11 protein-coding genes, 1 tRNA gene and 2 pseudogenes are annotated in these 11,750 nt (G+C 69.5%); 2 read left to right on the top strand and 12 right to left on the bottom strand.

The window, feature by feature from the left end:
• The first annotated feature begins 269 nt into the window (after positions 1-269).
• Positions 270-1,013: a ZIP family metal transporter gene (locus ACFPZN_RS54740; RefSeq protein ID WP_378293110.1), complete on the top strand. Its 744-nt coding sequence runs from the start codon at positions 270-272 to the stop codon at positions 1,011-1,013.
• 49 nt (positions 1,014-1,062) lie between these two features.
• Here the strand turns inward: ACFPZN_RS54740 and ACFPZN_RS54735 are convergent, their stop codons facing one another.
• The 4 genes and pseudogenes from ACFPZN_RS54735 to dcd all read right to left on the bottom strand — a co-directional run bounded on the left by ACFPZN_RS54735 (position 1,063) and on the right by dcd (position 4,814).
• Positions 1,063-1,941, bottom strand: coding sequence for a glycine betaine ABC transporter substrate-binding protein (locus ACFPZN_RS54735; RefSeq protein ID WP_378293108.1), 879 nt, complete (start codon positions 1,939-1,941; stop codon positions 1,063-1,065).
• Positions 1,942-1,970: 29 nt separating this feature from the next.
• Positions 1,971-2,708: pseudogene (locus ACFPZN_RS54730) on the bottom strand (ABC transporter permease); the annotation flags it as partial.
• Positions 2,709-2,835: 127 nt separating this feature from the next.
• Entirely contained in the window at positions 2,836-4,035 is a 1,200-nt protein-coding gene (locus tag ACFPZN_RS54725; RefSeq protein ID WP_378293104.1) for a quaternary amine ABC transporter ATP-binding protein, read from the bottom strand.
• Positions 4,036-4,238: 203 nt separating this feature from the next.
• Positions 4,239-4,814, bottom strand: a complete 576-nt coding sequence (gene dcd / locus ACFPZN_RS54720) for a dCTP deaminase (RefSeq protein WP_378293102.1) — start codon at positions 4,812-4,814, stop codon at positions 4,239-4,241.
• 85 nt (positions 4,815-4,899) lie between these two features.
• Between dcd and ACFPZN_RS54715 the strand changes: the two genes are divergently transcribed.
• A tRNA-Gly gene (locus ACFPZN_RS54715) sits at positions 4,900-4,973 on the top strand.
• Between the two features lie 88 nt (positions 4,974-5,061).
• On the opposite strand, the gene ACFPZN_RS54710 is transcribed toward ACFPZN_RS54715, so the two are convergent.
• The 8 genes and pseudogenes from ACFPZN_RS54710 to ACFPZN_RS56860 form a co-directional block, all read right to left on the bottom strand.
• Positions 5,062-6,396 carry a tyrosine-type recombinase/integrase gene (locus tag ACFPZN_RS54710; RefSeq protein ID WP_378293100.1) on the bottom strand — a complete coding sequence of 445 codons (1,335 nt, stop codon included), beginning with the start codon at positions 6,394-6,396 and terminating at the stop codon, positions 5,062-5,064.
• Complete coding sequence (locus ACFPZN_RS54705; RefSeq protein WP_378293098.1) at positions 6,396-6,653, bottom strand: excisionase family DNA-binding protein; 258 nt, start codon at positions 6,651-6,653, stop codon at positions 6,396-6,398. Before ACFPZN_RS54705 ends, ACFPZN_RS54710 begins: the two co-directional genes overlap by 1 nt.
• A complete protein-coding gene (locus ACFPZN_RS54700) occupies positions 6,650-8,044 on the bottom strand; it encodes a replication initiator (RefSeq protein ID WP_378293096.1) in 1,395 nt (464 codons plus the stop codon). The genes ACFPZN_RS54705 and ACFPZN_RS54700 overlap by 4 nt, the downstream gene beginning before the upstream one ends.
• A 102-nt stretch (positions 8,045-8,146) precedes the next feature.
• Positions 8,147-8,437 (bottom strand): hypothetical protein, encoded by a 291-nt coding sequence (locus ACFPZN_RS54695; RefSeq protein ID WP_378293094.1) that lies wholly within the window; start codon positions 8,435-8,437, stop codon positions 8,147-8,149.
• Positions 8,437-8,826: a hypothetical protein gene (locus tag ACFPZN_RS54690; RefSeq protein WP_378293092.1), complete on the bottom strand. Its 390-nt coding sequence runs from the start codon at positions 8,824-8,826 to the stop codon at positions 8,437-8,439. Before ACFPZN_RS54690 ends, ACFPZN_RS54695 begins: the two co-directional genes overlap by 1 nt.
• A 23-nt stretch (positions 8,827-8,849) precedes the next feature.
• Entirely contained in the window at positions 8,850-9,605 is a 756-nt protein-coding gene (locus ACFPZN_RS54685; RefSeq protein WP_378293090.1) for a DUF2637 domain-containing protein, read from the bottom strand.
• Positions 9,606-9,811: 206 nt separating this feature from the next.
• Positions 9,812-11,164, bottom strand: coding sequence for an FtsK/SpoIIIE domain-containing protein (locus ACFPZN_RS54680; RefSeq protein WP_378293088.1), 1,353 nt, complete (start codon positions 11,162-11,164; stop codon positions 9,812-9,814).
• A pseudogene (locus tag ACFPZN_RS56860) lies at positions 11,164-11,415 on the bottom strand (SCO3933 family regulatory protein); the annotation flags it as partial. The pseudogene ACFPZN_RS56860 and the gene ACFPZN_RS54680, both read right to left, overlap by 1 nt.
• Between the last annotated feature and the right edge of the window lie 335 nt (positions 11,416-11,750).

The following is an 11,750-nucleotide window of genomic DNA, read 5'->3' as shown; positions in this document are numbered from 1 at the left end:
TGCCTGGTGATGCTGGGCGATGCCATCAACGAGAAGAAGAACTCCGGCGAGGCCAAGGAATCGCTGGAGGTCGTGGACGTCTCCCAGCTCCTCATCCGCTCCATCAAGGGCGAAGGCACCGCCAAGGAGAAGCAGCCCGCCGCCGCCGAGTGACCGACGGACCAAGGCCCCCGGCCCCCGCCCCTCGCGGCGGGATCCGGGGGCCTTCGCGATCGCGACACGCGGCCGTCTCCGCGCGTACGGGGCCGGACGACTGGTAGGACCGTCCCATGGCGGCGGTGGTCCTCTCGGCGGTGGCCTTCCTGATGACCCTGACCGGCGGGCTCGTCGCGATGCGCGTACGGGACCGCCGGCACCTGGTGCTGGGCCTGGCCGGCGGGCTGATCCTCGGCATCGTCGCGTTCGACCTCGTCCCGGAGGCCCTGGAGGAGTCCGAGACCAGCCTCCTCGGCGTGCCCGCCCCCATGATCGGCTTCGCCGCCGGGTTCCTGCTGCTGCACGTCGTCGAGCAGTCCGCCGCCATCCACCGGGCGCACGAGGGCGAGTACGCGCCGCACGTCCACGCCCACGCGGGCCCGGGGAAGGGCGGGCTGCTGGCCGCCTGTGCGCTCGTCGGGCACAGCTTCATCGACGGGCTCAGCATCGGCCTCGGCTTCCAGGCCGGCCACGACGTCGGCGTCGTCGTCGCCCTCGCCGTGATCGCGCACGACTTCGCCGACGGCTTCAACACCTTCACCGCCGCGTCCCTGAACCGCGCCGACCGCCGTCCCGCGCTGATCCTGCTGGCCGCCGACGCCCTGGCGCCGATCGCGGGGGCGCTGGCCACGCTGCTGGTGACCGTCCCGAAAGCGGTCCTCGGACCGTACCTCGGCTTCTTCGCGGGCGTCCTGCTCTACCTGGCCGCCGCCGAGATCCTGCCCGAGGCGCACAGCCGCCACCCCCGCGTCCTGACGCTGTGCGCCACCGCGTGCGGGGTCCTCGCCGTCTTCGTCGTCGTCGGCGTCGCCGACTGACACAAGGGCATGGGCCGCCCGAAACGTCGGACGGCCCATGCGGGGGAGGTCAGCCGGTGATGTTCTTGGTGAAGTCCGGGTTGGCCTGCACCCACTCGTTGACGGCCTGCTCGGGCTTGCCCTTGTACTTGTTCTCCATCAGGTCCTCGAGCGTGCCCAGCTGCTTGTCGTCCATCCGGAACTTCTTCAGCCAGCCCGCGACCTCGGCCTGGTCCTTCGAGAAGTCCTTGCGGCCGACGATGTTGACGCCGTCGGGCTTGCCCATCGCGCCCTTGGGGTCGGTCAGGTCGCGGATCGGGAACTTCGCGTACGCCCAGTGCGGCCGCCACAGCGTGACGACGATGTCCTTCTTGGCGTCCGTGGCCTTCTTCAGCTCGGTGAGCATCGCCGCCGTCGACGACGTCGTCACCTCGTACTCGCCCTCCAGGCCGTACGCGGGAAGCATGTCCTCCTTGGACACCCGGTACAGGCCGGAGCTCTTCTCGATCCCGATGATCTTGCCGCCGTAGGCGGACCCCTTGCCCTTCAGGTCCTCCAGCGACTTCAGCGGCGAGTAGTTCGGCACCGCGATCGTCAGCGGCGCCTCGTCGTACCAGATGCTGATCTTCTCGAGCTTGTCGCCGTACTGCTTCCAGTAGTCCTCGTGCGTGCCCGGCAGCCACGCGTCCAGGTAGAGGTCCACGTCGCCCTTGGCCATGCCCGCGTACAGCGGACCGGCGTCGAGCATCTTCACCTCGACCTGGTAGCCCTTGTCCTGCAGCATCTTCTGCCACAGCGCGGTGGCGGCCTCGCCCTCCGCCCAGCCCGCCACCGAGCCGATCACGATCTTCTTGTCGCCGGATCCGGAGTCGTCACCGCCGCCGCAGCCCGCGGCGGTCAGCCCCAGGGACAGCACGACGGCCGCGACGGTCACACCTTTGAAGCGCATGCTCGGAACGTTCCTTTCGGTAGATCGAATCAGGTCATCTGCGCCATCGCGCGGGACACCGCCGTACGGTCGCCCAGCGCACCGGTGACCCGGTCCAGGAAGATCGCCAGCACCACCACGGCCAGGCCGCCCTCGAAGCCCTGGGCGATGTCGACCCGCTGGATGCCCTCCAGCACCTCGTTGCCCAGGCCGCCCGCGCCGACCATCCCCGCGATGACCACCATCGACAGCGACAGCATGATCAGCTGGTTGATCCCGGCCATGATCGACGGCATCGCCAGGGGGATCTGGATCCGGGTCAGGATGCGGCCCGGCGGCGTCCCGAACGCCTCGCCGGCCTCCACCATCTCCGCGTCCACGCCCCGGATGCCCAGCTCCGTCAGCCGCACCCCGGGCGGCAGCGCGAAGATCACGGTGGCGACCACGCCGGGCACCACCCCGATGCTGAAGAAGAAGATCGCCGGGATCAGGTAGACGAACGCCGGCATCGTCTGCATCAGGTCCAGCGCCGGCCGCACCACCCGGCTCACCACGTCGTTGCGGGCCGCCGCGATCCCCAGCGGGATCGAAATGACCACCGAGACCAGCGCCGCCACCAGCACCAGCGCCAGCGAGTCCATCGCCGGCTCCCACAGCTCCATGCTCTCGATCAGCCCGAAGCCCACCAGCGTGAACAGGCCCAGCCTCCAGCCGCTCAGGAACAGCGCCAGCAGCGCGAACACCGCCGTCAGCACCAGCGCCGGCGGCGCCGTCAGCGCCGCCGTCAGCCCCTCCACCGCGCCCTCGACCGCCGCGCCGATCGCGTCGAACAGCCACGACACGTTGTCGGTCAGCCAGGTGACCAGCCCGTCGAACCAGTCGCCCACCGGCACCCGGGGCAGCTCCGCCGCCAGATCACCGCTTCTCAACGACACTGCCCTCCTCGCTGATCACATCGGCCACATGGGTGTTGATCGCGCCCAGCGCCGCCAGCAGCGTCACCCTCGGGATCACCCCGAGCAGGATCCCGTCGGCGTCCGCCACCGGCACCGGCAGGTCGCTCTCCGCGCACCGGGCGAACAGATCGGCCACGGGGGTGTCCGGAGCCACCGGCTCCAGGTCCTCGGGATCGATCAGCTCGTCCAGGGTCTGGACGCCGTCCTGCACCGCGTCGGCCACCGCCGTCCCGGTCACCTTCCCGACCAGCCTGCGGTCCCGGCCCACCACGAACGCCGCCGACGTCTGGTGCTCGCGCATCGTGCGCAGCGCCGTCCGCGGCCCGGTGTTCGCCGGGACGGTCACCAGCGGGTTCTCCATCACCGACCCCGCCGTCAGCACCCGCGTCCGGTCCACGTCCGCGACGAACTGCGCCACGTAGTCGTTCGCCGGATCCGTCAGGATCTCCTCGGCCGTCCCGATCTGCACGATCCGGCCCTCGCGCATCACCGCGATCCGGTCGCCGATCCGCATCGCCTCGTTCAGATCGTGGGTGATGAACACGATCGTCTTGTTCAGCCTGGCCTGCAGGTCCAGCAGCAGATCCTGCATCTCACGGCGGATCAGCGGGTCCAGAGCACTGAACGCCTCGTCCATCAAGATGATGTCGGTGCCCGCGGCCAGCGCGCGGGCCAGCCCCACCCGCTGCCGCATCCCGCCCGACAACTGCCCGGGCAGCTTGTCCTCCCAGCCGGTCAACCCGACCAGCCCGAGGAACTCCCGCGCCTTCTTGGCACGTTCCTCTTTCGGGACGCCGCGGACCTCCAGCCCGTACGCCGCGTTCTCCAGCACCGACCGGTGCGGGAACAGCGCGAAGTGCTGGAACACCATGCTGACCTTGTTCTGGCGCAGCGCCCGCAGCGGCTTGCCGCCCAGCCGGGCGATGTCCCGGCCCTCGATCTCGATCGTCCCCGAGGTCGGCTCCAGCAGCCCGTTCAGCATCCGGATCAGCGTCGACTTACCGGACCCCGACAGCCCCATGACCACGAAGATCTCGCCCTGCTCGACCGCGAACGTGGCGTCCACCACCGCCGCGGTCACCCCCAGCCGGCGGATCTCCTCAGGCGCCGCGCCGGCGCCGAGTTTTCGCTGTGCCTCGGCGGCCTTGCGGCCGAACAATTTGGTAACGCCTTGTGCGCGGAGTATGGACACGGTCTCCTTCCGGGTTTCCGCGCACCCGCGCGAAAACGTCTCGCTCGGCATCGTCCGGAAAAGAGCCGGTCAACCGGACGTCAACCTCATGCGTCGAACGAAACTACCCGTACTGGGAGAATCTTTCACCTTTTGGTGATCTGCGTCACATTAGCCCACGACCTGCGAAGTCACACCTTCGTCCGGTGGAAGTTCAGATACGACCGCGACGGCGTCGGCCCCCGCTGGTCCTGGTACCGCGACCCGTACTTCTCCGACCCGTACGGATGCTCCGCCGGAGAACTCGTGCGGAACAGGCACATCTGCCCGATTTTCATCCCCGGCCACAACTTGATCGGCAGCGTCGCCACGTTCGACAACTCCAACGTCACGTGCCCGCTGAACCCGGGATCGATCCACCCCGCCGTCGAGTGCGTCAGCAGCCCGAGCCGCCCCAGGGAACTCTTCCCCTCCAGCCGCGCCGCCAGATCATCGGGCAGCGCGAACACCTCGTACGTCGAGGCCAGCACGAACTCCCCCGGATGGAGCACGAACGCCTCGTCCCCGCCGACCTCCACCAGCCGCGTCAGATCGCTCTGCTCGATCGCCGGATCGATGTGCGGGTACTTGTGGTTCTCGAACACCCGGAAGAACCGGTCCAACCGCACATCCACGCTCGACGGCTGGACCATGCCCGGGTCATAGGGGTCGATCTTCACCCGCCCGGAGTCGAGTTCGGCCCTGATGTCACGATCGGAGAGCAGCACGTCAGAAAAGCTACCGGCTCCACGTCCCGTCCCGCGAACCCCCCACCGTCCGGTACGATGTCCAAGGCACGGTGCCCAGCACCACGCGGGTGTAGTTCAATGGTAGAACTTCAGCTTCCCAAGCTGACAGCGCGGGTTCGATTCCCGTCACCCGCTCCACCACGAAGGCCCAGGTCCGGGACATGATCCCGAACACTGGGCCTTGATCGTTTTCGCGTACGCGGGCACTCGTGCCATTAGCGTGCCATTAGGCCACCGGCACCAGAGCACCCGCCGCGCCGTCGTCGTCCTGGCCCCGCTCAGCTTGGACCAGTGCGTCAAGCCCGTCCGCGATGGCACGATCCCCCTTGGCTGACCGGTGCTGATACCGGAGAGCCGCCCGCTCGTTGTCATGGCCCATCCGTGCCATCAGGTTCTTGAGCGAGACGCCCATGTCCGCGGCCAAGGTGTTGCCAGTGTGGCGAAGGTCGTGGAAGTGCAGATTCGGCACGCCCAACGCGCTCGCCACGTGGCTCCAGCGCGTGAGCTTGTTGAAGCCGCTACGCCGCAGTGGCCCGCCCTTGATCCCCGTGAACACGAGCGCATCGGTGCCCGGCCGGACGTACTTGTTCATGTGGGCGACCAGGTGAGGGACGATCGAAGCCGGGATGGAGACCGTACGCATCCCCGCCCGCGACTTGGTGGGGCCGAGGATCATCTCTCCGTTGGCCCGCTCGACGTAGGCCGCACGTACCCGAACGGTCCGGTTCACGGTGTCGATGTCGCACCGCCGCAGCGCGGTCACCTCGCCCCACCGGAGACTTGCGAACGCGGCGAGCAGGATGAAGGCCCGAAGCCGGTCGTCCTGGACCACGTCCGCGCGCCCCTCCTCTGCCAGCTTCCAGAGGACTCGCTCAGCTTCCAGACGGGTCGCGAAGGTTTGCGGGAACCGTCGCATGACCCCGTCTTTGATCTGGTAGCGCAGCCGGTACTCACCTGAGTCCAGCTTGCGGATGTTGCCGACCGGCCGCACGCCGACCCGTTCCGCCAGCTCGAAGACCTGGACAACCGTCAGGGTCGGTCGTTCGGGAGCGTCCTCAGTGCCGGCCCCGCGCACGCGACACGGGTTCCGAGTGAGAATCTTGTCTTCATCCACGGCCGTCATGAGCACGGCCCGGAGCAGCCGGTACGCCTTGGCGCGCGAAGTCGCCGAGACCCCGGCATCGGCCAGCGCCGACAGCCAATCCCGGATCATCGGTGTGCTGAGCTGGCCGAGGGCGACCCCGCCGAGGTGCGGGGCGATGTGCTTGCGGAGCAGCCAGACATACAGTTCCCGAGTGCGGGGCCGCAGCTTCTGACGCTGCTCTATCCACTTCGCGGCATAGTCGCCGAGCCTGACTTTGGCGCGCTCCGGATCCGTCCATTCCCCGCTGAGCATCTGGCCCTCGATCAGCGTCAGATAGCGGTCCGCGTCGCGCTTGGTGGCGAACGTCTTGGGCGCGGTACGAATGCGCCCGTCCGGTCCCGGATAGCGCACCTGGTACCGGCCCGAGGGCAGCTTGCGGATGTTGCCGAAGCGCCGGTGTCCGTCCTTATTGGCCATCAGGCAGCACTCCAGATGTCGGAAGCGGTCATGGGCTCGACCAGTCCGGCCGAGACGTATTCGCGGAGCGCGAACTCCGGGATGCGGATGTGTCCGCGCTTGCCCGGCTCGCCGAGGCGGACGAACTGGATGCGCCGTTCGGCGACGAGGCGTCGAGGGAAGCGCGGTGAGGTGTTGAGGAAGGCGGCGGCTTCAGTGATCGTCAGCAGCCGTTCGTTCAGATCGATCGAGGGCGCTTGAGTCCTGGCTTTGCTCATGCGGCTCTCCTGTCGGTCGTCGCGGGAGGAGGGAGGGGGCGTCCGGTGAGCGCGGCAGTGACGAGGGCTTCGCCGCGCGTGAGTCCCTGGCTGTGGAAGCGCCATTCGCCGAGGGCGACGACCAGCGCGGAGTCTTGGTCGTCCGGCGGTTGCCAGCCGGGATGGTGCTCGCGGACGTAGGCGATGCGCGCGGCCCGGAGCGCGCCGAGAGTGGTGGAGTAGCGGCGGGATTTGGTGGAGAAGTGGCCGCGGAAGCCGAGCATGTGAGCCCACTGGGCGAGCCGGAGGTCTGCGAACTCTTCCAGGGCGCCCAGGCGGAGGCATTCGTTCATGAGCCGCCGGGCGTGTGGCGTGATCGCGAGCGCGTCCAGGTCGTCAGTGGGGCGAAGGCGCCGGTCGAGCGTGCCGACGCACTCAGCGGCCTTGGTGGCGTATTTGGCCACGTAGCCCGCTACGGCCTGTTGCGTGAGGGTGCCCGAGGTCGTGATAGCTCGTACGTCCACCTGTGAGCCCGAGCCCAGTGACCGGGCCGGAGTGCCAGGAGCGGCCGGGGTGGTGACGGAGACGGCGGCCGCAGCGTGCCGGACGGCGTCGTCCAAGAGCCGGACGTTTGCCCAGCCGGGTGGGGGTGTGGTCGGTCCGGTGGGGCCGTCGAAGCGGATGACGGCGTGGAAGTGGACGACGCCGCGCCGCTGGTATTCGGCGACCTTGGCGAAGGAGACCGCCAGCGTCTCGCGGAACTCCTTCTGCGTCAGTCCCGCAGCCTTGGCGAGGTAACGGCGCAGCGCCAGCGTGAAGCGTCGCCACAGCTCCGGAGCGAGGGCGTTGAACAGGACCGACCCGGCGTGGTCGTAGCAGTCGGGGCAGAGCGGTTCACCGAGCCGAGGGTCATCGGCGGAGTGCCGGGCGCCGCAGGAGGCGACGATGCCATGGGGGCATGGTTTGGCGTTTCTGCGGGGGTGGCAGCGCTCGACCCGGCCGCCGGCCTTTTCCCGCCGTGCGTGGACGGGCCCGAACGAGGGCGCGGTGAGGGTGACGAACGCGGCGGGGTGTCCCGGCACGGTGTCGGGTACGCCTTTGCCTCCGGCTAGGCCCGCGCGGATGAGTTGGTAGGTGTCGGCGCGGTAGATCTCGGCGCAGGCGGGGCAGCGGGAGGCCCGCCGGGTCTTGCAGGCCACCGGGAGCGCGCCGTCGGGTTCGGTGTCGGTCGTGTACTGGTGGAGGAGTTCGCCGGTGCCGGTGTGGACGTGTTTGACGGTGCCGGTGAGGAAGACCGGTTGTGAGCAGCCGCCGGTGGCGCGGGCACGGGCGGCCCAGCGGTCGAAGTCGGGTCGGTCGATGATGCGCGCCATCAGCCGGGCGTCGGTCGGCGTGATGACAGGGTGAGGCACGATGGAGGGGTCTCCTAACCGGTTCGGTCCGGGTGAGGGGATGGCCCCCGACGTGGCGCGTGTGCTTGGCGGCTCGTGCGGCCACGCCGGGGGCGCTCAGGGTTAGGGGCAGTGCCCGAGGCCCGCGCAGTGGGGGCACATATCGCCGTAGGCGTCGACGCCGGTCCCGCCGCAGCTGCAGCAGCGCCACCACTCGACCGGCGGTGCCAGCGGACGCGGGAAGGCGATGGCCGTTCCGGTCGCGGGATCTTGCGCGGTGACCTCGTGCGAGCCGCAGGCGGGGCAGGTGGGCCCGCCCCGCAGGGCGAGCAGGACCATCCATTTCAGGCCGGTGGTGGTGACGTTGCAGGCGCGGCACCGCAGCCGCCATACCGCCAGGTACTCGTTGATCATCAGGCCGCCTCACCCTCGAAGCTGGCCGTGATGTTGCTGTGGTAGCTGTCTGCCGCCCTGTGCTGCGCCATGCGACGGGCCGGGATATGGACAGCTTCGTAGGTGACCGGGCCGAAGTGGCGGCGCGTGATGTAGTGGCCGCCGTCAGCGGTCTCGTCCCAGACCGGGACGCCGAGCAGTTCGGCGATGCGGTCGATCTCGGCGCGCTGGCGAAGGTCGGTGGTCCTGTTGACGCTCACGCCGGAAGGGATGCTCAGCGTCCAGTTGAACCGGGGGACCGGGAGAGCCGGGTTGGCCTCCAGGAAGGCGGCCAGGTCGAGCAGGCCGTCGATGATGCGGTTGCGGTGGGCGGTCTCGTCGGCGTCGGGGGCGAAGGCGTGGTCGGTCATGGTGATCTCCTGGGTTGGTGTGGTCAGGCGGGGGTGTCGGTGCGGAGCTGGCGGAGGAGGTCGGAGGCGAGTTGGTTGGAGACGCCGAGTCGGCCCCGGAGGGCGTCACGGGTGATCGGGCGCCCGTGCTGGGCCTTGCGCTCGTCGGCCACGCGGCGGGCGAAGTCCAGGAGCGGAGCAGCCGGACGAGGAGCCGACTCGGCCGCGGGGACGGGGATCTCGGTTTGCTCGTCCTGCACGGCCGGGAGTTCCGGGCGGGACTCGTCCTCGACCACGGGGACCGGCGACTCGGCCGGGACCGGGAACGCGGTCGAGGTCGAGGGCGAGTCGTTGGGACGGCCGAAGGACGGCGGGACGGTCAGCGCGTCCGAGGACGGGACGGCCGGCACCGCAGGACGGGACGCGGACGAGCCGGAGGCGCGGCGTTCCAGCATCGAGACGGCGACCAGGAAGGCACCGGCCGGGGTCGCCGCCGACAGCCAGCCCCACACCGACGGTTCGGCTTGCGCCAGGTTGGCGGCCAGGCTGAGCAGGATGCCGCCGACCAGGACGAGCGTCGGCCACGACAGCCGCGCCGTGTCCCGTCCGGTGCGCTTGTCCCGCTGACGCTCGCGGGCCGCCATCACGCACGTCAGGTCGATGCACACCGCGACGGCCCAGGCCATCCAACCGCCCTGACCGTGTTCGGCAGCGGTATCGCGGATGTGAGTGAAGGACCCGGCCGCCGCGATCGCGGCCAGGACCAGCACCGGCCCCGTGTCCGCCACGGCACCCAGCACGCGCCGACTCACCGCGCGCCCTTAACGGCCAGGACGGGCGAGGACGACGCCCAGGACGAGCCGGGGACGGCCCCAGGACGGGGACGGAAGCAGGCCGCTCGCGCGGACATGGACACCTCCAGGACGGGTTTCGGGCATGGCAGGGGTAGGGACGTGGCGCGATCAGGGCCCGCACCGAGCCGGAAAGGGAGGGGGAGGGGGAGGGGTTACGCGGCGTCGATGGCCGGGGGACCGCCGATCAGGTCATCCCAGGACGGGGCGAGGGGCGCGAAGTCACGGGCCGCTTGCTCGGCCTCTTCCTCGCTGACGTGCACGGCACGGGCGCGATGCCAGGTGCCGTCTTGACCGGAGACCACCGCCACGCCGGGAGTCTCAGCCGCGATCGACCGGGCGACCTCCAGCGCCGCCGGGTCGAGGTCGCCCAGGGCCATGTTCGCCGTCTCGGGGTCATTGACCCGGTGGCAGACCCGCCCGGACAACTGCGCCCGCAGCGCGGTCACGCCGGGGCCGAGGTCGGAGCCGACGCGCTGTCCGCAGATGATCAGGAAGACCCCGAACGCCCGGCCGAGTTGGGCCACCCGCAGCAGCGCCGTACCGGTCTTGGCCACCTCGTCCTTCTCGGACTTGTCACCCATCAGGAACAGCTCTGCGACCTCGTCCACCAGGGCGACGATTGGGACCGGCCGAGCCGACTCCGCCAGCTTCCAGATGTTGCGGGCACCCTGCGCACGGCACACCGCCATCCGGGACTCCACCTCGGCGACCAGCTCAGCCAGCAGGTCCACCGATTCCTTGCGCGTAGTGGCCAGCGCCGAGAGCCGAGGAGCATACGGCGTGAACTCCACCCCGCCCTTGAGATCGAACCCGATCAGCGCCACCGGCTGAGGGGACAAGGCTCGGATGATCGCGTTCGCCAGGTTCGACTTACCCGACTGCGTCGCACCGACGATCATCCAGTGCGGCACGGTGCGGAAGTCCATCACCCACGGCTCACCGTTCTCCAGTACGCCCGGACGGACGACCAGCAGGTCACCCGCGCCAGCCCCGCCAGCGGTCACGGTGACGAGCTTGAGCGGGTCGCGCCGGGTGGCCAGCAGGGTGATCCGGCCGGGCTTGTGCTCCAGGACCCGCACCCCGTGCACCCGCCAGGAGTGCGCGAACCGTTCGGCGACCTTGGCGTAGTCCTCCGGGATCTGACCGTCGAGGAGCTTGATCCGCAGCCGCCACCCGTAGGGGGTGGGGAGCATGAGGCCCAGCCGCGGAGCCTGCTCGACATCGACCCGCCGCACCCGCCGCTTCTGCTCCACCACCGTCGCCGCCGACCGCGCCGCCGGCCCCACCACCGGAATCGCATCCAGGGTGACGCGCCACGCGCGCTTGGTCCGGGTGAGCTTGCAGCCCGAGGCGACCGACCGCCATGTCAGGTAGACCCGAACGACCCGGATCGGGAAGGCGACGCCGTACCAGAACGACAGCGGGTGCCAGCGGTGCCAGGCCCAGAGCCCGGCCGCCGCAGCGGCCAGGACCCCGAGCACCAGGTACACAGTGGACGCGTCCATCAGGCAGCCGCCGCACTCTCGCCGCCGACCGGGACCACGCGTTCAGCGCGGAAGGAGACTCCCGACCGCCGCTCACCATTGATCGTCTGTTCCCAGAAGAACCCGACCAGGCCGACCGGCGTGACGACCTGGCCGAGCGAGACACCGGGGTCTCCGGTGACCGCGACGTTGAGCAGGTCGACACGACCCTCAGCGTTCGCGCAGGACAGACCGACCTGATAGACGGCCTCCCCGTTCTTGTCGACCTTGACTTCTCCGGTCTCCTAGTTCACCAGCTTGGGACGCGGCGGGGAGACGCACACGAACGCCAGGTTCGCGAGGTCGATGGGCATGTTCCGCATGCGGAACCTCCTACGTCGAGTGAACTACTTAGACAACATAGTCTGCATAGACGGCCAAGCTGTCAAGGCAGCCTTGGCTTTCTTGGTCGGTCGGACTGTGCTGAACTGGAGTCCGCAGCGACGAGGGAAGGCGGACGATGGTCAAGAGGACGGGACGCCCCGGATACCTCCAGATCGCCGATGACCTGCGAGCACAGGTCGCCGACGGTCGACTCAATCCGGGGGACGCGTTGCCGTCGACCGCG

This window comes from Actinomadura rugatobispora (assembly GCF_042656285.1).
In the GTDB taxonomy this organism is placed as follows: Bacteria; Actinomycetota; Actinomycetes; order Streptosporangiales; family Streptosporangiaceae; genus Spirillospora; species Spirillospora rugatobispora.
The sequence above is the reverse complement of the archived record's forward strand: the minus strand, read 5'-3'. Positions and strand labels throughout refer to the sequence as shown.

Bases quoted from the DNA above. Each gene is read 5' to 3' on its own strand.
- ACFPZN_RS54740 (WP_378293110.1), top strand. From the start codon at position 270: ATGGCGGCGGTGGTCCTCTCGGCGGTGGCCTTCCTGATGACCCTGACC.
- ACFPZN_RS54735 (WP_378293108.1), bottom strand. From the start codon at position 1,941: ATGCGCTTCAAAGGTGTGACCGTCGCGGCCGTCGTGCTGTCCCTGGGG.
- ACFPZN_RS54710 (WP_378293100.1), bottom strand. From the start codon at position 6,396: ATGGCCAATAAGGACGGACACCGGCGCTTCGGCAACATCCGCAAGCTG.
- ACFPZN_RS54705 (WP_378293098.1), bottom strand. From the start codon at position 6,653: ATGAGCAAAGCCAGGACTCAAGCGCCCTCGATCGATCTGAACGAACGG.
- ACFPZN_RS54695 (WP_378293094.1), bottom strand. From the start codon at position 8,437: ATGATCAACGAGTACCTGGCGGTATGGCGGCTGCGGTGCCGCGCCTGC.
- ACFPZN_RS54690 (WP_378293092.1), bottom strand. From the start codon at position 8,826: ATGACCGACCACGCCTTCGCCCCCGACGCCGACGAGACCGCCCACCGC.
- ACFPZN_RS54680 (WP_378293088.1), bottom strand. From the start codon at position 11,164: ATGGACGCGTCCACTGTGTACCTGGTGCTCGGGGTCCTGGCCGCTGCG.